The following is an 18,579-nucleotide window of genomic DNA, read 5'->3' as shown; positions in this document are numbered from 1 at the left end:
GCTATCGCAGCAGCGCGCCGCCAAGCAGCCCGAGCCCGAACACGCCGGCGGCCATGGAGGTCATGCCCCACCAGCGTTCCGGCGTGAAACCGCCGGCGAAGGCGAAGGCGGCGCCCAGCAGATAGGCGCCCGCGCCCTGCGCCACGTCGATCCGGGCCATCACCACCAGCGGTCCGATGGCCGAGATCAGCCCGGCCAGCGTGCCAAGGCCGCGCCAGATGCGGTCGGTGCGGGGTTCGGGGCGCAGCGCCGGCTCGCCGCGGGCGCGGTATTCGAGGGCGGCGCAGAGGGCGAGGAAGCCGAAGGCGAGGATCAGCATGAGGCGCCTCGGCATAGGGGAGGTCGCTGGCCCCCACCCCGGCCCTCCCCCGTAAACGGGTGAGGGCCGGGGTGGGGGGTTTAGCCGTGCCTCAGAGGTCCAGCATCAGCCGGCGCGGGTCCTCGATGCTTTCCTTCACGCGCACCAGGAAGCTGACCGCTTCCTTGCCGTCGACGATGCGGTGGTCGTAGCTCAAGGCGATGTACATCATCGGCCGGATCTCGACCTTGCCGCCCACGGCCATCGGCCGCTCCTGGATCTTGTGCATGCCCAGGATGCCGGACTGCGGCGGGTTCAGGATCGGCGTGGACATCAGGCTGCCGTAGATGCCGCCATTGGTGATGGTGAAGCTGCCGCCGGTCAGCTCCTCCAGCTTCAGCGCGCCGTCACGCGCCTTCTTGCCGTAGGAACCGATGGTCTTCTCGATCTCGGCGAAGCTCATCTGGTCCGCATCCCGCACCACAGGCACGACGAGGCCGGAGGGGCCGCCCACCGCGATGCCCATATGGACGGCGTGCTTGTAGATGATCTCGTCGCCGTCGATCTCGGCGTTCACCGCCGGGAATTCCTTCAGCGCCGCGACGCAGGCCTTCACGAAGAAGGACATGAAGCCGAGCTTCACGCCGTGCTTCTTCTCGAAGACGTCCTTGTATTCGGCGCGCAGCGCCATCGCCGCGCCCATATCCACCTCGTTGAAGGTGGTCAGCATGGCGGCGGTGTTCTGGGCTTCCTTCAGCCGGCGCGCGATGGTCTGGCGCAGGCGGGTCATCTTCACCCGCTCCTCACCGGCACCCGGGGCACGCGCCGCCTTGGGGGCTGCGGCCGGGGCCGGGGCGGCGGCGGGCTTGGAAAGGAAGGCGAGCACGTCGCCCTTGGTCACGCGGCCATCCTTGCCGGTGCCAGCGCCAACCTGCGCCTGCGTCACGCCGGCATCGGCCATCGCCTTGGTGGCGGCAGGACCATTGGCCGCACCTTCGGCCGGGCGCGCCACCGGGCCCGGAGCGGGCTGCGGCGCTTCGGTCTTGGGCTGCGCCGGGGCGGCCGCGGCCGGCTTCGGCGCGGTCGGCGTGCCAGTGGAGGCGGGCTTGGCGCCCGCGCCCTCGGCGATGCTGCCGATCACGGCGCCGGCCTCAACCTCCGCACCCTCATCCGCGCTGATGCTTTCCAGCACGCCGGCAACGGCGGCATTGACCTCAACCGTGACCTTGTCGGTCTCCAGCTCCACCAGCGGCTCATCCATCGCCACGGCTTCGCCGGCCTTCTTCAGCCACCGCGCCACAGTGGCGGAGGAGACGCTTTCCCCGAGCGGGGGCACCACGATATCGGTCATCTGTCCTGCCTTCTGCCCTGTGGAGCGCTCATCAAAGGCCGAGCGCCTCGCGCACCAGGGTTTCCTGCTGCTGCTGGTGAACCTTGGCAAGGCCCGTGGCCGGGCTCGCCGCTTCGATGCGGCCGACATAGGTCGGGCGCTTCGCCTTGATCTCGATCTCGCGCAACACGCCTTCGACCTTGCGGTCGATGAAGGTCCAGGCGCCCATATTCTCGGGCTCCTCCTGGCACCAGACCACGTCGGCGTTGCGATAGGGCGCGAGCACCTTCGCCAGCGTCGTCTTGGCGAAGGGGTAGAGCTGTTCGACGCGGATGATCGCCACGTCCTTCACGCCCTTCTCCCGCCGCTCCGCCAGCAGGTCGTAATAGACCTTGCCGGTGCAGAGCACGACGCGCTTCACCTGATCCTCCGCCACCAGGGCGTCGGTCTCCGGGATGATGTACTGGAAGGCGCTGCCGGGGCCGAAATCGGCCAGAGAGGAGACCGCCAGCTTGTGCCGCAGCAGCGACTTCGGCGTCATCAGCACCAGCGGCTTGCGGTAGTTCGCCTTCAGCTGGCGGCGCAGCGCGTGGTAGTAATTGGCGGGCGTCGTCAGATTGCCGACCCGCATGTTGCGCTCGGCGCAGAGTTGCAGGTAGCGCTCAAGGCGCGCGGAGGAATGCTCCGGCCCCTGGCCCTCATAGCCATGCGGTAGCAGCATCACCAGGCCGGACATGCGCAGCCACTTGGTCTCGGCGGATGCGATGAACTGGTCGATGATGACCTGGGCGCCATTGGCGAAGTCGCCGAACTGCGCCTCCCACAGCACCAGGGTGCGCGGGTCGGCCAGGGTGTAGCCGTATTCGAAGCCCAGCACGCCGAATTCGGACAGAAGGCTGTTGAAGGCCTCGAACTTCGGCTGGTCGGCCCGCAGGTTGTTCAGCGGAACGTATTCCGCCTGGGTCTTCTGGTCGATCAGATAGGCGTGGCGATGGCTGAAGGTGCCACGCTGCACATCCTCGCCCGAGAGGCGGACGCGGTGGCCTTCCAGCAGCAGGGTGCCGAAGGCCAGGGCCTCACCCGTCGCCCAGTCGATGCCCTCGCCGGTCTCGATCGCCTGCTTCTTGGCTTCGAGCTGGCGCAGGATCTTCGGATTGGCGCCGAAATCCGCCGGGACGCGGGACAGCACGCCGCCGACCTCGCGCAGCGTCTCCAGGCTGACGGCGGTCTCGTGCAGCTTCTCGACTTCCTCGCCCACCGCGACCGACTTCAGGCCGGACCAATGGCCTTCCAGCCAGTCCGCCTTGTTCGGCTTGAAGGAGGAGGCGGCCTGGAAGGCTTCCTCCAGCTGGGCGTTGAAGGCATCCAGAACCGCCTTCGACTCATCAGCCGGGACCGAGCCCTCGCGGGCCAGCTTCTCGGCATAGAGGGTGCGGGTGGTCTTCATCTCGCGGATGCGGCCGTACATCAGCGGCTGGGTGAAGGCCGGCTCGTCCGTCTCGTTATGGCCGTGGCGGCGATAGCAGACGATGTCGAGCACGAAGTCGGCGCCGAACTGCATACGGAATTCCGCCGCCATGCGGGCGCAGAACACCACCGCTTCGGCGTCGTCGCCATTCACATGCAGGATCGGCACCTGGATGCTCTTCGCCACGTCGGTGCAGTACAGCCCAGAATAGGCATGCGCCGGGACGGTGGTGAAGCCGATCTGGTTGTTGGTGACGATGTGGATGGTGCCGCCGGTGCGGTAGCCGATGAGCTGGCTCATCGCCAGCGTCTCGTACACCAGGCCCTGGCCCGCGAAGGCGGCGTCGCCATGCAGGGTGATGCCCATGACGCTGCGGCGCGTCTTGGTGTCGCCCGCCATGTCCTGGCGCGCGCGCACCTTGCCGACCACCACCGGGTCCACCGCTTCCAGGTGGCTGGGGTTGGGCTGCAAGGACAGATGCACCATCCGGCCGGCGATCTCGACATCGGTCGAGGTGCCCAGATGGTACTTCACGTCGCCCGAGCCCTGGACGTCGTCCGGATGGGCGGAGCTGCCCTTGAATTCGCTGAACACCGCGGTGAAGGGCTTCTTCACGACATTCACCAGCACGTTCAGCCGGCCGCGATGGGCCATGCCGATCGTCACCTCGTTCACGCCCTGGCTGGCCGCGACCTCGATGACCGACTGGATGGCCGGGATGGTGGATTCACCACCCTCCAGACCGAAGCGCTTGGTGGTGGCGTATTTCTTGGCGCAGAAGGCCTCGAAGCCCTCGGCTTCCGTAAGCTGCTGCAAAATCTGGCGCTTGGCGGGGGTATCGAAGGCCTTGACCCAGGGCGCACCCTCGATCCGCCGCTGAATCCAGGACTTTTGCTCAGGATCCTGGATGTGCATGAACTCGGTGCCGATCGAGCCGCAGTAGCTCGCGCGGCAGATGGCCAGGATTTCGCGAAGCGTCGCGTATTCGCGGCCGAGCACGAAATCCAGGAAGATCGGCCGATCCAGGTCGGCTTCCGCAAAACCGTAGGTCTTGGGGTCCAGCTCGGGATGCGGCTTCGGCTTCTGCAAGCCGAGCGGATCGAGCTGCGCTTCCAGATGGCCGCGCACGCGGTAGCTGCGGATCAGCATCAGGGCGCGGATCGAATCCAGCACCGCCCGCTGCGCCGCGGCCTTGTCCACAGTATTGCCCGCGGCGGCTGCCGGGGCGGCCTTGTCGCCCTTCTTCGGCGCCGGGGCTTCCGGTTCCGGCCCGAAGGCGCCCCGGATGCGCGGCGCCCAGCTGGCGCCGACCGCATCGGTCAGCACAGCCCGCGCCTCGTCATTCAGCGCCCCGAACAGCTCAGCGAAGGAGGGATCGACGCTGTCCGGCTTCTCCGCCCAGCGGGCATAGAGGTCGGCGAGGTAGGTCGCATTCGCGCCCGACATCGCACTTGCGAGGACATCCACTCCGGCCATTTCCGTCTCCGTTGCGCCCAGCCTTCTGCCGGCGGGCCGCCACAACATAGGTCGCCGGGGCCGCCAACGTCAGGCCCCCAGCCAGGAGCCTGACGCGACCCTGGTGACCGTTACGTTACTTCTTGAGCGCCTTTACCATGGTCGACCCCAAAGCGGCGGGGCTGTCGGCGACCATGATGCCGGCCTTGGCCATCGCTTCCATCTTCGCCGCGGCCGTGTCGTTGCCGCCCGAGATCACCGCGCCGGCATGGCCCATGCGGCGGCCCGGAGGCGCCGTGGCGCCGGCGATGAAGCCGACAACCGGCTTGTTCGGCTTGCCCGGTCCGAAATTGTGCTCGGCCAGGTATTCGGCGCCGATCACCTCGGATTGGCCGCCGATCTCGCCGATCATGATGATGGACTGGGTCTCGTCATCGGCCAGGAACAGCTTCAGGACGTCGATGAAGTCCATGCCCTTGACCGGGTCGCCGCCGATGCCGACGCAGCTGGACTGGCCGAGGCCGGCCGCCGTGGTCTGCGCCACCGCCTCATAGGTCAGGGTGCCGGAGCGGCTGACGATGCCGACCGAGCCGCGACGATGGATATGGCCCGGCATGATGCCGATCTTGCAGGCATCCGGCGTGATCACGCCCGGGCAGTTCGGCCCGACCAGCAGCGACTTGGAGCCGGCCAGCGCCCGCTTCACCTTCACCATGTCGAGCACCGGAATGCCCTCCGTGATGCAGATGATCAGCGGGATCTCGGCGTCGATCGCCTCCAGGATCGCATCCGCCGCGAAGGGGGCGGGTACGTAGATGACGGTGGCATTCGCGCCCGTCGCGTCCCGGCATTCCACCACGGTGTTGAACACCGGCAGGTTCAGCTCGGGGTGCATGGTGCCGCCCTTGCCGGGGGTCGTGCCGCCGACATAGGTGCTGCCATAGGCGATGCCCTGGCTGGCATGGAAGGTGCCCTGGGCGCCGGTGAAGCCCTGGGTCATCACGCGGGTCTTGGCGTCGATCAGAACGGCCATGGTCTTAGGCTCCCTTGACCGCGGCCACGACCTTCTGGGCCGCATCCGCGAGGTTGTCGGCCGCGATGATGGCGAGCCCGGATTCGGCGAGGATCTTCTTGCCGAGGTCGACATTCGTGCCCTCGAGCCGCACCACCAGCGGCACCGACAGCTTCAGGTTCTTGCTGGCTTCCACGATGCCATTGGCGATCATGTCGCACTTGGCGATGCCGCCGAAGATGTTCACCAGGATCGCCTTGACGTTGACGTCGGAGGTGATGATCCGGAAGGCCTCTGTCACCCGCGCCGCATTGGCGGTGCCGCCGACGTCGAGGAAGTTGGCGGGCGAGGAACCGTACAGCTTGATGATGTCCATGGTGGCCATCGCCAGGCCGGCGCCGTTCACCATGCAGCCGATCTCGCCATCGAGCGCCACATAGTTCAGGTCGTTCTTGACCGCGTCGAGTTCCTTCGGGTCCATCTCGCTGTCATCGCGCAGGGCCTCGAGGTCCTTGTGGCGGAACAGCGCGCTCTCGTCGAAGGACACCTTGGCGTCCAGCGCGACGATGTCGCCCTTGCCGGTCACGACCAGCGGGTTGATCTCGACGATGGCGCAGTCCAGTTCCAGGAACGCCCCGTACAGCGCCAGCACGAATTTTTGGAACGCGGCGACCTGCTTGCCCTCAAGGCCGAGGCCGAAGGCCAGCTTACGGGCGTGGTAGGGGAAGATGCCTGAGGCGGGGTCGATGGCGACCTTCAGGATCTTCTCGGGGTGGTCGTGAGCGACCTCCTCGATCTCCATGCCGCCCTCGGTCGAGGCCATCACGGTGACGCGGCTGGTCTCGCGGTCGATCAGCAGGCCGAGATACAGCTCCCGCTTGATGTCGCAGCCATCTTCCACGAACACCCGGGAGACCAGCTTGCCCTGCTCGCCGGTCTGCTTGGTGACCAGGACATTGCCGAGCATCGCCTCGGCCGCTTCCTTGACCGCCTCGATCGACTTGACGACGCGGACGCCGCCCTTGCCGTTCGGGTCATTGGTAAAGCGGCCGGCGCCGCGGCCGCCGGCATGGATCTGGGACTTCACGACATAGACGGGGCCGGGCAGCTTCTTCGCCGCTTCGACAGCCTCATCCGCCGTCCAGGCCACATGGCCCTCGAGCACCGCCACGCCGTAGCGGCGCAGCAATTCCTTGGCCTGGTATTCGTGGATGTTCATCCGATGTCTCCGGCAGGCAGGGCGCCCCGAGGGGCGTCAGACAGGCCGTCGGCCCAACGCCTTCAAGGCATTGGGGCCGCCGGCGGGCGGTCTCAGACGCCGAGCGCCTTGAAGTCCGCGATCAGCTTCTTCACCGCGTCGCAGGACTTGTCGAAGGCGGCCTTTTCCTCGGCCGTGAACTCGACTTCCATGATCTTCTCGACGCCGCCGGCGCCGATGACGACCGGCACACCGACATAGAAGTCGTCCTGGCCATATTCGCCGTTCAGCTTCACGGCGCAGGGCAGGACGCGCTTCTTGTCCAGCAGGTAGCTTTCCGCCATCGCGATGGCCGAGGCCGCCGGGGCGTAGAAGGCGGAGCCGCGCTCCAGCAGCTTCACGATCTCGCCGCCGCCATTGGCGGTACGGGCGACGATCGCGTCGATCTTCTCCTGCGTCGTCCAGCCCATCTTGATCAGGTCGGGCACCGGCACGCCGGCGACGGTGGAGTAGCGGGTCAGCGGCACCATCGTGTCGCCATGGCCGCCGAGCACGAAGGCCGTCACATCCTCGACCGACACGCCGAATTCCTGGGCCAGGAACAGGCGGAAGCGGCTGGAATCCAGCACGCCGGCCATGCCGACCACCTTCTCCGCCGGCAGGCCGGAGCGCTGCTGCAGCACCCAGACCATGACGTCGAGCGGGTTGGTGATGCAGATCACGAAGGCGTTCGGGGCGTAGGTCTTGATGCCCTCCGCCACCTGGCCGATCACGCCGGCATTCTTGGTCAGCAGGTCGTCGCGGCTCATGCCCGGCATGCGCGGGAAGCCGGCGGTGACGATGACGACGTCCGCACCCTCGATGGCGCTGTAGTCGCCCGTGCCGACCATGTGGCTGTCGAAGCCATCGACCGGGCCGGACTGCATGATGTCCAGCGCCTTGCCGGCGGCGACGCCCGGGAAGACGTCGAACATGACGACGTCGCCCAGCTCCTTCAGGCCGATGAGATGGGCGAGCGTGCCGCCGATGTTGCCGGCGCCAATGAGCGCGATCTTCTTGCGGGCCATGCAGCGGTCCTTGCCTTCGTGGAAACTTCGCAGGGATTTATGGGCGGCGACCCTGCGGCCGCGCCCTGCGTGGCTTCCTACTCCCGCCCCGCTAGACGGGCAAGGCATTGGCTTTGCGCCTTTGGCGCAGTTTTTGCCGGGACTGCCGGGGGCGCGGCCTCGCCCCCGGTGAAAACGCTCCCCGCCGGGGCCTCAGGCCGCGTAGCTGCGCTGCGCCTCCCGCAAATGGCCGGAGGGCAACGCCTCCAGCCCCGGATCGGCCGGCAGCTCCACGCCGAAATGGCGCTGCAGCACATCCGCGATCACCTCGTAGCAGGAGCCGATGCGAACCACGTCCATGGTCCGGAAGTCGATCATGGTGGAGCTGCGGCGGTAGCGGTGGAATTTCTGCAGCCCGTAATCGACGATCACCTCCGCCACCGCCCGGATCTCCGGCTGCACATCGGTGGCGCGGAAGCGGGTGCCGGTGCCGGTCAGGTTGGCGGAACTGCCGAACAGCGGCTGGTTCACTTCTGTCGCCTGGCGCGTCACCTCGCCCAGAAAATTGCCGGCATTCAACAACATGGCGAGTGTGCCGCCATCCGTGCTGGCGGCCAGCGCCTCCTCGCCAAGGGCCCGCAGCAGCGGGTGCTGCTCCCGGAATCCGGCGACCACGGCCACCGGCAGGTCGTAATCCTGCACCAGGCAGCGCACCATATCCTTGCCGCGGGCGCCCAGCAGGTGCAGCTCGTCATGCAGGTCGAGGTTGCCCAGCATGGCGTTGCGCTTATGGGCGCCGCGGCCCTTGGCGCGGAAGAAGCGCATCAGGGCGTCCTGGCAGCCGCCGATGCCGGCATAGCCGACATCCATCGGGATCAGCGCCACCCCGCCGGCCTGCACAGCCTGCACCACCCGGGCGGCATCGCCGGGAATATCGAGTCGGGTTGCCATCAGTCGAGCCTCAGATTGAGGGAGGGAAGGATCTCGGCCCAGCGGTCATGCTCGGCCTGGAGCATGGCCCGGGCCTCGTCGGGGCCGGTTGCGATGATCTCGAAGCCGACGCGGGTGAGCTGGTCGCGCAGCGCGGGGTCGGCCAGGCTTTCCCGGCTCGCCTCCTCCAGCGCCGCCACGATCTCCCGCGGCGTGTTGGCCGGGGCGAAGAACAGGAAGCGCAGCGCGTTTACCACGCGGGGCAGGCCTTCCTCGGCGGTGGTCGGCACATCGGGCGCCGCGGCGGATCGCCGGGTGGAGAGCACCGCCAGGGGCCGCAGCGTGCCGGCGGCGAAATGCTGCGTTACGGAGCCCAGGCTGAAGACGCCGAGATGGACGTGGCCCGCCAGCACATCGTTCATCGCCGGGCCGCCGCCGCGATACTCCGCCTGCACCAGCTTGATGCCAGCCTCCCGCGCCAGAAGTTCGAAGCCCATGTGATGGGGCGAGCCGATGGAGGGGTTGGCGAAGGCGTATTTCTCGGGGTTGGCGCGGCACAGCGCGACGAACTCCCGCAGCTTGCGCGCCGGCACATTGGGGTTGGCGGCCACCACCAGCGGCGTTTCCGCCATATAGCCGATGGGGGTGAAATCCCGCTGCAGCTGGTAGGGCAAGCGGCTGTAGAGGAAGGGGAAATAGGCGATGTTGTCGGCGTTGACGACCAGGGTGTAGCCATCCGGCGCCGCGCGGGAAGCCGCCTCCATACCGATATTGGTGGCCGCGCCGCCGCGATTTTCCACCACCAGCGGCTGGCCCAGCTTCTGGCGCATCCGCTCCGCCCAGGGCCGGGCGAGCGTGTCGGTGCCGCCGCCGGGCGGATAGGGGATGATCAGGCGGATCGGGCGCGCGGGCCAGGCCTGGGCGCTGGCCAGCCGGGGCGCCGCAAGTGCCCCCGCCGCCGCCAGCAGATGACGTCTTTGCATTGTGGCGTTTCCTCCGCCACCAGTCTGGTGCCAGATTTTTCCGCCTGACAAGACAGTTGTCCGGTCAAATCGCCCATAAAAAAGGGCGCCGTGAGGCGCCCTTCGAGAAGCCCGGCAGTCTGGCTGCCGTCAGAGCGGCATGCAGCGGACGATGTCGGCATGGCCGCGCGCCAGGGTGGCGAAGGTGCCGGCCGGGCAATCACGCTGCGCCATGGTCACTGCCGGCAGGCCTGCCTGCCAGCCCGAGATGCCACGGCCGGCGCTGCGGCCGGAGATGGTGGCGGCGGCGGCGCCGCGCACCACGGTGCCCTGGCGGGCGGTGCGGACCGTCACCTGCCGGTTGGCGGTGCGGCTGCGCGTTGCCTGCTGGCGGGTGGCGGCGCTGCGAGTCGCGGTCCGCGTCGTGGTGCGGCTGGCGCTGCGGGTGGCCGCGCTGCGGGTCGTCGTGCGCGCGGCGCTGGTGGTGGTGCGGCGCGCCGTGGTGGCGCGGGCCGTGGTCCGGCTCGGCCGGGCGGCGGTGCTGCGGGTGGCGGTCCGCGGCGTGGCGCGGGTGGAGGCGCGGGTCGCGGGATTGGCCGCGGCGTTGGTTCTGCTCGCCGTCGCTCCGCTTCGATCGTCCCGTCGGGCGGCATCAGCCGGCTGAGGCGCGAGGACAAGCACGGATAGCAGGGCGAGCAGGATCAGCCGCATGCGATAAAATTCCCCCGGTCTTCACGAGCCCGCCCCAAGCAGACTCGTGTCATCCCCCGAACCCCGACAGGGGCTCTCCCATGCGCGTTACTAGACTGACGGACCCGTGGCCTGTCAACGCGCATTTCTGGATGTTACGTGAGGTGCTGCAACCCAAGCCAATCCTGGCTTTGCATCTCGTTCAGCCGGCTCGCCGTCCGGGCAAACATGGCAGCATTATGACCTTCCTCATGCAGCCGGTCCGGAACCGCCTGAGCACTGGCCAGAAGTTTCACCCGATGTTCATACAGCGCATCGACCAGCGTGATGAAGCGCCGGGCGCGGTCGAAATTCTCCGGCCCCAGGCGCGGGATGCCGTCCAGCACCAGAGTGTGGAAGTGGGTCGCGATGGCCAAGTAATCGGCCGGGCCAAGCGGCTGGCCGCAGAGCGCCTCGAAATCGAAGCGCGCCACGCCCCGTGCGGCCTGCGGCACTTCCAGGCTGCGGCCCAGCAGGCTCAGGCGGGCCGGCTGGCCATGCCGTTCCCCGGTCAATTCCTCGAAGGCGGCATCCAGGGCGCGGGTCGCCCGCTCATCCGCCGGCACATGCCAGGTCGGCAGGGCACGAACGCGGTCGCGCCGGTAATCCCGCGCGGCTTCCAGGGTCAGCACCTCCAGCCGGCGGGAGATCAGGCCGATGAAGGGCAGGAAGGCGTCACGCCCGGGCCGGCCCTTGAACAGATCCGCCGGCGCGGTGTTGGAGGTGGCGACGACGACGGTGCCGCGGGCGAACAGCGCCTGGAACAGCCGGCCCAGGATCATCGCATCGGCGATGTCATGCACCTGGAATTCGTCGAAGCACAGCAGCGCGGCCTCCGCCGTCAGCGCGTCGGCCAGCGGCGGGATCGGATCGGTCGTGTCGCCATGCTGCTTCTTCCAGGCATGGATGCGCCGGTGCACGTCCTGCATGAACTGATGGAAGTGGATGCGCCGCTTGCGGGCCACATCCGCCGTTTCGAAGAACAGGTCCATCAGCATGGATTTGCCGCGGCCGACCTCCCCCACCAGGTAAAGGCCCATCGGCGTGCCGGCCGGTGCCTCCTCCGCCGCCACCGGCTTGCGGCGGGTGAAGCGGGCGAAGAAGCCGCCCTTCTCGGGCTCCTCCGGATGCGGGTCGTAGCCCTGGGTGCGGCGCCAGAGGTCCTGCAACACCTCCACCGCCCGCGCCTGGGCCGGGTCGGCGGCCAGCGCGCCCTCCGCCAGGCGGGCACGATAGGTGGGCAGCGGACCTCCGCCGGCGGGATGCGGCCGATCATTCATCCGGGCGCGATACCGCGACCGGCGGCGCCCGGCAATTCCCTGGCCGATCGGATTGACGCGCCCTTCGCGCTTCCGCAGCTTGCCGCGCGCCGCATCGGAGACTCCCGCATGACCATCCAGGCCATCATCTTCGATTGCGACGGCACGCTGGTGGACAGCGAAACGCTCGGCGCCGTGGTCTTCGCCGAGGCGCTGGTGGAAGCCGGGCTGGCGATGACGGCGGAACAGACGCTGCACGCCTTTCGCGGCAAGCGCCTGGCCCTGGCCATGGCGGAGGCCAGCGCGATGCTCGGCCGCCCCCTGGCCGCCGATTTCGAACACCGCCTGCGCGACCGCACGGCGGAGGCACTGCGCGCCGGGCTGCGGGAGATGGCGGGCGCGACGGCGCTGGTGGAGGCGCTGCACCTGCCCTTCTGCGTCGCCTCCAACGCACCCCGCGCCAAGACCGAGCTGAGCCTGACGATCACCGGCCTGCTGCCGCATTTCGAAGGGCGGATCTTCAGCGCCTATGAGGTCGGGTCCTGGAAGCCCGAACCCGGCCTGTTCCTGCACGCCGCCGCCGCCATGGGCACCGCGCCCGCACACTGCCTGGTGGTGGAGGACAGTGAGCCGGGGGTGCAGGCGGCGTTGGCGGCGGGGATGCAGGTGGTGGCGTTGGTGCCGGAGTCCGCGCCCTGGCTGCCGGACGGCGTGCGCAGCATCGCCGGGCTGCACGAACTGCCGCGACATCTGTAGGTACGGCCGCTAGAGCCGTTTCACCGGAAGCGTAGACGGTGAAACGGCCCTAGCTCATTGTTTTGGCGCATTTTCCGAGTCGCCTTGCGAAGCCGCAAGGCTTGAAAATGCTCTAACCCCGCCGCCGAAACCGCTCCACCGCGCTGACCAGCGCCGTCCGCACCCCCGGCTCCAGCGCCGAATGCCCAGCATCCGGAATCACCGTCAGCCGCGCCCGCCCCCAGGCGGCCGCCAGTTCGAAGGCGGTGTCGCAGGGGCAGACCATGTCGTAGCGGCCCTGCACGATCTCCGCCGGGATATGCGCGATCTTCTCCATGTTCCCCAGAAGCCCACCGGGCGGCAGGAACAGGTCGTGGCGGAAATAATGTGCCTCGATCCGGGCCAGGCCGAGCGCGCTGCGGTCCTGGGCGAAGCTCGCCACCGTCTCCGGGCTCGGCAGCAGGGTGGAGCAGGAGCCTTCATACAGGCTCCAGGCCCGCGCCGCCGGGCCGTGCACCATGGGGTCGGGGTCACACAACCGCTTGAGATAGGCGGTCAGCAGGTCGCCGCGCTCGGCGGGTGGCACATGTTCGGCGAAGGCGGCCCAGGCATCGGGGAAGACGCGGCGCAGGCCGTAGAGAAACCACTCCACCTCGCTCGCCCGGCCGAGGAAGACGCCGCGCAGCACACAGCCCGCCACCCGGTCCGGATGCGCCTGGGCATAGGCCAGCGCCAGGGTGCTGCCCCAGGACCCGCCGAAGAGCAGCCATTTCTCGATGCCGAGGAAGCGGCGCAGCGCCTCGATATCCTCGACCAGATGCGGCGTCGTGTTGTCCCGCAGTTCGCCCAGCGGCCGGGACCGGCCGGCGCCGCGCTGGTCGAAGATCACCACGCGCCAGTGATGCGGGTCGAAGAAGCGACGGTGGATGGCGCCCGCCCCGGCGCCGGGGCCGCCATGCAGGAACAGGGCCGGCTGGCCGCGCGGATTGCCGACCTGCTCCCAGTACATGACGTGCCCCGCCGAGAGCGGCAGCAGGCCGGTCTCATAGGGGGCGATATCGGGGAAAAGGTCGCCGCGGGGCATATTTGCCCTTTAAGGGGCCGACCCGCCCCGAGTCCATAAGCCTTGTTGCGCATCTCGATGCGGAATCCGGCCTGTGCACCCTTCGCCCGGGCGCTGTTCGTCCCTAGTTTGGGAAGATGGCCGAGACCCCTTCGGCCGGATCCCGCTCCGCCACCGCCAGCGCGCTCCGCTGCGGCGTCTGCGGCACGGAGAGCCGGCATGCACCCTTCCGCCCCGCGCCGCCCGAACAGGCGCCGGATCTCGATCTGCGGCCTGGGGAGCCTGTGCGCTCCACCATGGTGCGCTGGCTGCAGCAATGTCCCGGCTGCGGCTATGCCGCGCCTGACATCACCCGCGCCCATCCGGCGGCGGCGGAGGCGGTGCGCGCCGCGCCCTTCCGCGCCCTTCTGGCGGAATCCGGCACGCCCCCCCTCGCCCGCCGTTTCCTGGCCTGGGCCCTGGTGCTGGAGGAGACCGGCGCGCTGCATGCGGCGGCCGAGGCCACGTTGCAGGCTGCCTGGGTGGCCGATGATCTCGGCCGGCCGGACATGGCCCGTGCCTGGCGGCTGGATGCAGTGGCGCTGTGGCGCGGCGGCCCGCAGCTGGATGCCGAGCAGACCGTGCGGGTGATCGACGCGCTGCGCCGGGCCGAGGCCTGGGGCGATGCCAGCGCGACGGTGGAGGCTTTGGCGCTGTCCCAACCGCCGGAGGCGGTGGCGCAGGTCCTGGCGCTGGAACGGCGTCTGATCCAGGCGCAGGACACCGGGCGGCACACCGTCGCCTCCGCCCTGCCGCCGCCCTCCCGCCGTCCGCATGTGACGCATCATCGCATCGCGCCCAAGGGTGAGGGTCTTTGGGGGTGGCTGCGGCGGTTGTTCCGGCGGGGCTGACCCGCGCCTTCGTCAGGGCGCCCGGCTTGCCGGCACTGTCTTTGCCGCATAGAGTTACAATATAACATTCCAAGGTCCTCACGCCATGCGCCGGCGTTCCCTCCTCGCATTACCCGCCCTGTTGCTGCCGGGCCTCGCCGCCACACGCGGCATTGCGCAAGGCACGCAGTCTCCGCTGGTCGTCGCCTCCTTCTCCATCCTCGGCGACATGGTCGCGCAGATCGCGGGCGACCGAGTGCGGCTGCGCAGCATCGCCGGGCCGAATGTGGATGCGCACAGCTTCTCCCCCCGCCCTTCCGACGCCCAGGCGGTGCGCGATGCGACGCTGGTGGTGCGCAACGGCCTCGGCTTCGACGGCTGGATGGACCGCATGACGCGCTCCGCCGGCTATCGCGGCGCCGTCGCCACCGCGACCCAGGGCATCACGCCGCGGATGATGGAGGGCGGTGGCCACGACCATGGCGGCCACAGCCATGGCGGCGCCGGGCGGCGCCAGAACCATTCGGTCGGGCCGCGCCAGGTGCCGGATCCGCATGCCTGGCAGGATCTGCGCTTCGGCGCCCAATACGCCCGCACCATCGGCACCGCGCTGGAAGCCGCCCTGCCCACCCAGGCGGAGGCGATCCGTACCGGCACCGCCGCCTATGTCGCGCGGCTGGAAGCGCTGGATGGCTGGGTGCGGGCGCAGATCGCCGCCGTGCCGGAAGCCCGCCGCAAGGTGGTCACCAGCCATGACGCCTTCGGCTATTTCGGCGCCGCCTATGGCGTGGCCTTCCTCGCCCCCCAGGGCATTTCCACCGAGGCCGAGCCCAGCGCGGCGGAGGTCGCCAGGCTGATCCGCCAGATCCGGGCGGAAGGCATCACCGCCGTATTCCTGGAAAACATGGGCAACCCCTCCACACTGACGCGCCTGGCGGAGGAGGCGGGGGTGCGGGTGCGCGGCCGGCTGTTCGCCGACGCGCTGTCGCAGCCCGATGGCCCCGCGCCCACCTATGAGGGCATGTTCCGGCACAATGTCGGCCTGCTGGTCCAGGCGATGCGAGGTGCGGCATGAGGCCGCTTCTCGCGGCGCTGGCTGCCTTCTTCCCCCTGGCCGCCCCCCTGGCCGCCGCCGCCCAGGAGAGCGCCACCGGCTTCCGCCCGCATCTGGCGCAGGAGGTCGATATCGGCCTCTACACGGTGGGCACCACCAGCGCATCGGACGCCGCGCGGCGCGGCACCAGCACCTATCTCTATGGCGAACTCGCCGCCGGGCTGCATCTGGCGCCGGGCTTCTCGATCCAGGGCGTGCTGGCCTTCGAACCGATCGGGGAGGGCGATGCGCTGGGCGGCACGCCGGATGGCGGCACCACCTTCTTCCGCCGCCAGTCCGCCTTCATGGAAGCGCTGTATCTGGAATGGAAGCCGGATGCGGACACCACGCTCCAGGCCGGCCGCTTCGTCGCCCCCTTCGGCCGCGGCCATCACGATTTTCCGGGCATCCTGACCCGCATCCGCGCGCATGAGGTGAATGCCATCACGGACAGCCTGGGGGTTGCCGCCACCCGCACTTTCCTGTCCGACCCTGTCTTCGGCGAGCACGACATCTCCGCCGCCATCTTCACCCTGGACCGGACCTTCCTGTCCTCCACCTTCCTGACGCGCCGGCGCTGCTGCGATGAGGCCTATGAGCGCTTCAACCGCAACACCCGCGCCCAGGGCGGCCCCGGCAATACCGGGCAGATGGACAATGCCGTGCTGGCGCTGGATGGCGACGGCTTCGAATGGGCGCCGGGCCTGTCCTACCACCTGGGTGTGCTGACGCGCGGCGCCGGGGATGACGGCACGGCCCGCGAATGGGGCTACACGGTCGGCCTGCGCTACGAACAGCGCTGGTCCGCCGCCCAGCGCACGCTGTTCTTCGCCGAGGGCGTGCAGTTCCGCAACGCCGCCGCGCGGCCGCGCACCGAGATCACGCTGCTGGGCTTCGACCCCGATACCGGCGACGAGGTCGAGACGATGCTCGATACCAGCATCCGCGAACGCCGCACCTTCACCACGCTGGGCGTCCAGCACCGCATCGGCGAATGGCGCGGCACGCTGGCCTGGCAGCGCGACCAGCGGAAGCGCAGCGTGGAGGCGCTGCCGACGGAGAACTACTTGGAAGCCTCCATCGGCACCGACCTGCCGCACAACTTCACCATCGATGCCGGCTACCAATATGGCCGCTATGCGCGGGAGGAGGCGGAGGGCCTCGGCACCAGCCACGCCGTGCTGGTGCGGGTCGGCTGGCGCGGCTTCTGAGGCCGGACGGGGCTGGGGCGCGAAGCCCCGCCCCCTATTTGCCGCCCGACAGAGACGGTGCCGCCAGGCGCAGCGCGGCGCGGGCGACATCGGCCACCCGGCCTTCCACCGCCGCCGCGCCCTCGCTGTGCATCGCCTCGGGCAACCGCCCTTCCTGACCACCCACCACCATCGCCGCCACCTTCGCATCCGGGAAACGGCGGCGCAGGCGGCGCAGCAGGTAGCGCGCGGCGGCGGAGGAGGAACCACCCTCCACCGTGCAGAGCCAGGCCTGGCGCACCACCTCCGGTGGGAAGCCGGTGAGGTCGCCACCGCGCACCAGCTCCACCGGCGCGGCCACGGCGCCGATGCCGCGCTTGCGCAGCACCTGCGCCAGCATGCCGGCGGCGGCCGTGTCGAAGGGGCCGCGGCCGGCCATGCAGATCACGGAGCCGGGCGGCACCAGACTGTCCGGCGGCACCGGCACCAGCGGGGCGGGGGGGTTGTCGGTGTGGTCCGGCTCGGCGATCGGCGGATCGGGCGGCAGGTCGTCCTCCGCCTCCTCCTCCAGATCCTCCACCAGCGTGCCGATGCAACTGCGCAGTGCCGCCAGCCGTTCCGGCGCGAAGCTGCCCCGCTGGGTGTCGCCCTGGGCCAGCGCCAGGGCCGGCAGCGCCACCGTGTCGTAGTAGTCGGACAGGCGCTTCTCCCGCAGCACGGCCTCCGCCTGCTCCTCCAGCGCATCGGCATCGCCGGCCAAGGCGCGCTGGTAGAAGGTTTCGGGCGGGTCCAAGGGTGGCCGGTCGCCCAGCGCCACCTCCAGGAACTCGAAGCGTTCCACATGGCGCCCCAGCACCACCAGGCAGACCGTCAGCGGCACCGCCAGCAGCAGGCCGATCGGGCCCCAGAGCCAGGTCCAGAAGGTGGCGGCGGCGATCACCGCGATCGGGGACAGGCCGGTCGAATGGCCGAAGACCAGCGGTTCGAAGACCTGGCCCATCAGCGCCTCGCTGATGCCGAACAGCACCAGGACCATTAGCGGAATGGACCAGCCCGGATCGACGGCCAGCGCCAGCAGCAGCGGGAAGGCGATGGCGACGATGGTGCCGACGAAGGGCACGAAGCGCATCAGCCCGGCGACAATGCCCCACAGCATGGGCTGCGGCACGCCGATCAGCATCAGCGCCACGGTGATGAAGACGCCATAGGCGGCGTTCATTGCGGTCTGCGCCAGGAAGAAGCGCGACAGGCGATAGGCCGCGTCATCCATCGCCGCCATGGTGCGATGCAGATCGCCAGCGCCAACCAGCCGGATCACCCGGTCGCGCAGATCCTCACGGTACAGCAGCACGAAGATCACCAGCACGACGACGATGCCGAAGGTGGCCAGCGGGTAGAGCAGCGGCTCCAGCACGCTTTGCAGCAGTTCAAAGGGCTTCGGATCGGGCAGCCGGACTTCCACCGGCAGCGGCCGCACCGCCTCCCCACCCACCATCGGCGGGCCGGAGGGTGCGGCACGCTCCGCCCCCGCCGCCAGGCCGCGCAGCATCTCCTGCGCCCGCTCCAGCAGCCCGCCGCTGGCGTTCAGGGAGGCGAATTTGCGGGACAGTTCATATTGATAGATGGGGATATCGCCGGCCAACTCGGCCAATTGGCGGCCCATGATCAGGCCGAGGAAGCCAATCACCGCCACCGCCGACAGCACCGCCGCCAGCACGCCGGCCACGCGCGGAATGCCGAAGCGCCGCAGCGCCCGGGCGATCGGCGCCAGCACGAAGGACAGCAGCACCGCCAGCGCCAGCGGCACCAGCAGTTCTCGCGCGAAATACAGGACCGCGACGACGACCAGCGCCGCCTGGGCGACGGCCGCGCCGCTTTGCGGGACCCCAGCGGCACGGACGCCGCGATGCGCGGCGGACGGGAATTCAGGCATGCGGATGGG

Annotated in this window: 16 protein-coding genes and 1 pseudogene; 5 read left to right on the top strand and 12 right to left on the bottom strand. The window is 69.3% G+C overall.

The features are described from left to right. Position 1: 1 nt before the first annotated feature. The 9 genes and pseudogenes from ACVFYP_RS26300 to ACVFYP_RS26260 form a co-directional block, all read right to left on the bottom strand. Entirely contained in the window at positions 2 to 319 is a 318-nt protein-coding gene (locus ACVFYP_RS26300; RefSeq protein WP_499203145.1) for a hypothetical protein, read from the bottom strand. Between the two features lie 91 nt (positions 320 to 410). After that, a complete protein-coding gene (odhB, locus tag ACVFYP_RS26295) occupies positions 411 to 1,649 on the bottom strand; it encodes a 2-oxoglutarate dehydrogenase complex dihydrolipoyllysine-residue succinyltransferase (RefSeq protein WP_499203144.1) in 1,239 nt (412 codons plus the stop codon). 31 nt (positions 1,650 to 1,680) lie between these two features. Beyond that, positions 1,681 to 4,572 carry a 2-oxoglutarate dehydrogenase E1 component gene (locus tag ACVFYP_RS26290; RefSeq protein WP_499203143.1) on the bottom strand — a complete coding sequence of 964 codons (2,892 nt, stop codon included), beginning with the start codon at positions 4,570 to 4,572 and terminating at the stop codon, positions 1,681 to 1,683. 115 nt (positions 4,573 to 4,687) lie between these two features. Then, on the bottom strand, positions 4,688 to 5,584 hold the full coding sequence (sucD, locus tag ACVFYP_RS26285) for a succinate--CoA ligase subunit alpha (RefSeq protein WP_499203142.1): 897 nt from the start codon (positions 5,582 to 5,584) through the stop codon (positions 4,688 to 4,690). 4 nt (positions 5,585 to 5,588) lie between these two features. Next, positions 5,589 to 6,785, bottom strand: a pseudogene (sucC, locus tag ACVFYP_RS26280) (ADP-forming succinate--CoA ligase subunit beta); the annotation flags it as partial. Positions 6,786 to 6,874: 89 nt separating this feature from the next. Beyond that, positions 6,875 to 7,828 carry a malate dehydrogenase gene (mdh, locus tag ACVFYP_RS26275; RefSeq protein ID WP_499203141.1) on the bottom strand — a complete coding sequence of 318 codons (954 nt, stop codon included), beginning with the start codon at positions 7,826 to 7,828 and terminating at the stop codon, positions 6,875 to 6,877. A gap of 192 nt (positions 7,829 to 8,020) precedes the next feature. Then, on the bottom strand, positions 8,021 to 8,758 hold the full coding sequence (locus ACVFYP_RS26270; RefSeq protein ID WP_499203140.1) for a hypothetical protein: 738 nt from the start codon (positions 8,756 to 8,758) through the stop codon (positions 8,021 to 8,023). Then, entirely contained in the window at positions 8,758 to 9,720 is a 963-nt protein-coding gene (locus tag ACVFYP_RS26265; RefSeq protein ID WP_499203139.1) for a Bug family tripartite tricarboxylate transporter substrate binding protein, read from the bottom strand. The genes ACVFYP_RS26270 and ACVFYP_RS26265 overlap by 1 nt, the downstream gene beginning before the upstream one ends. A gap of 129 nt (positions 9,721 to 9,849) precedes the next feature. After that, a complete protein-coding gene (locus ACVFYP_RS26260; protein ID WP_499203138.1) occupies positions 9,850 to 10,053 on the bottom strand; it encodes a hypothetical protein in 204 nt (67 codons plus the stop codon). Here ACVFYP_RS26260 and ACVFYP_RS26255 point away from each other — a divergent pair. Further along, positions 10,040 to 10,363: a hypothetical protein gene (locus ACVFYP_RS26255; RefSeq protein WP_499203137.1), complete on the top strand. Its 324-nt coding sequence runs from the start codon at positions 10,040 to 10,042 to the stop codon at positions 10,361 to 10,363. The genes ACVFYP_RS26260 and ACVFYP_RS26255 overlap by 14 nt on opposite strands. A gap of 181 nt (positions 10,364 to 10,544) precedes the next feature. Here the strand turns inward: ACVFYP_RS26255 and zapE are convergent, their stop codons facing one another. After that, positions 10,545 to 11,708, bottom strand: a complete 1,164-nt coding sequence (zapE, locus tag ACVFYP_RS26250) for a cell division protein ZapE (RefSeq protein WP_499203136.1) — start codon at positions 11,706 to 11,708, stop codon at positions 10,545 to 10,547. A 108-nt stretch (positions 11,709 to 11,816) separates the two neighbouring features. Here zapE and ACVFYP_RS26245 point away from each other — a divergent pair, with 108 nt between their 5' ends. Further along, complete coding sequence (locus tag ACVFYP_RS26245; RefSeq protein ID WP_499203135.1) at positions 11,817 to 12,443, top strand: HAD-IA family hydrolase; 627 nt, start codon at positions 11,817 to 11,819, stop codon at positions 12,441 to 12,443. 112 nt (positions 12,444 to 12,555) lie between these two features. Here ACVFYP_RS26245 and pip read toward each other — a convergent pair whose 3' ends face one another. Then, the gene (gene pip, locus ACVFYP_RS26240; RefSeq protein ID WP_499203134.1) at positions 12,556 to 13,506 is read right to left on the bottom strand and encodes a prolyl aminopeptidase; all 951 of its coding nucleotides are present in this window, start codon (positions 13,504 to 13,506) and stop codon (positions 12,556 to 12,558) included. 116 nt (positions 13,507 to 13,622) lie between these two features. Between pip and ACVFYP_RS26235 the strand changes: the two genes are divergently transcribed. The 3 genes from ACVFYP_RS26235 to ACVFYP_RS26225 all read left to right on the top strand — a co-directional run bounded on the left by ACVFYP_RS26235 (position 13,623) and on the right by ACVFYP_RS26225 (position 16,658). Continuing rightward, positions 13,623 to 14,375, top strand: a complete 753-nt coding sequence (locus ACVFYP_RS26235; RefSeq protein ID WP_499203133.1) for a hypothetical protein — start codon at positions 13,623 to 13,625, stop codon at positions 14,373 to 14,375. An 85-nt stretch (positions 14,376 to 14,460) separates the two neighbouring features. After that, positions 14,461 to 15,429 (top strand): metal ABC transporter solute-binding protein, Zn/Mn family, encoded by a 969-nt coding sequence (locus ACVFYP_RS26230; protein ID WP_499203132.1) that lies wholly within the window; start codon positions 14,461 to 14,463, stop codon positions 15,427 to 15,429. After that, a complete protein-coding gene (locus tag ACVFYP_RS26225; RefSeq protein ID WP_499203131.1) occupies positions 15,426 to 16,658 on the top strand; it encodes a hypothetical protein in 1,233 nt (410 codons plus the stop codon). Before ACVFYP_RS26230 ends, ACVFYP_RS26225 begins: the two co-directional genes overlap by 4 nt. A gap of 34 nt (positions 16,659 to 16,692) precedes the next feature. On the opposite strand, the gene ACVFYP_RS26220 is transcribed toward ACVFYP_RS26225, so the two are convergent. Next, positions 16,693 to 18,570: an AI-2E family transporter gene (locus ACVFYP_RS26220; protein ID WP_499203130.1), complete on the bottom strand. Its 1,878-nt coding sequence runs from the start codon at positions 18,568 to 18,570 to the stop codon at positions 16,693 to 16,695. Positions 18,571 to 18,579 lie beyond the last annotated feature (9 nt).

This window comes from Roseomonas sp. F4 (assembly GCF_053891155.1).
The sequence above is the reverse complement of the archived record's forward strand: the minus strand, read 5'-3'. Positions and strand labels throughout refer to the sequence as shown.

Coding starts and splice junctions, on each gene's coding strand:
- ACVFYP_RS26300 (WP_499203145.1), bottom strand. CDS start 319: ATGCTGATCCTCGCCTTCGGCTTCCTCGCCCTCTGCGCCGCCCTCGAA.
- odhB (WP_499203144.1), bottom strand. CDS start 1,649: ATGACCGATATCGTGGTGCCCCCGCTCGGGGAAAGCGTCTCCTCCGCC.
- ACVFYP_RS26290 (WP_499203143.1), bottom strand. CDS start 4,572: ATGGCCGGAGTGGATGTCCTCGCAAGTGCGATGTCGGGCGCGAATGCG.
- sucD (WP_499203142.1), bottom strand. CDS start 5,584: ATGGCCGTTCTGATCGACGCCAAGACCCGCGTGATGACCCAGGGCTTC.
- mdh (WP_499203141.1), bottom strand. CDS start 7,828: ATGGCCCGCAAGAAGATCGCGCTCATTGGCGCCGGCAACATCGGCGGC.
- ACVFYP_RS26270 (WP_499203140.1), bottom strand. CDS start 8,758: ATGGCAACCCGACTCGATATTCCCGGCGATGCCGCCCGGGTGGTGCAG.
- ACVFYP_RS26265 (WP_499203139.1), bottom strand. CDS start 9,720: ATGCAAAGACGTCATCTGCTGGCGGCGGCGGGGGCACTTGCGGCGCCC.
- zapE (WP_499203136.1), bottom strand. CDS start 11,708: ATGAATGATCGGCCGCATCCCGCCGGCGGAGGTCCGCTGCCCACCTAT.
- ACVFYP_RS26245 (WP_499203135.1), top strand. CDS start 11,817: ATGACCATCCAGGCCATCATCTTCGATTGCGACGGCACGCTGGTGGAC.
- pip (WP_499203134.1), bottom strand. CDS start 13,506: ATGCCCCGCGGCGACCTTTTCCCCGATATCGCCCCCTATGAGACCGGC.
- ACVFYP_RS26235 (WP_499203133.1), top strand. CDS start 13,623: ATGGCCGAGACCCCTTCGGCCGGATCCCGCTCCGCCACCGCCAGCGCG.
- ACVFYP_RS26230 (WP_499203132.1), top strand. CDS start 14,461: ATGCGCCGGCGTTCCCTCCTCGCATTACCCGCCCTGTTGCTGCCGGGC.
- ACVFYP_RS26225 (WP_499203131.1), top strand. CDS start 15,426: ATGAGGCCGCTTCTCGCGGCGCTGGCTGCCTTCTTCCCCCTGGCCGCC.
- ACVFYP_RS26220 (WP_499203130.1), bottom strand. CDS start 18,570: ATGCCTGAATTCCCGTCCGCCGCGCATCGCGGCGTCCGTGCCGCTGGG.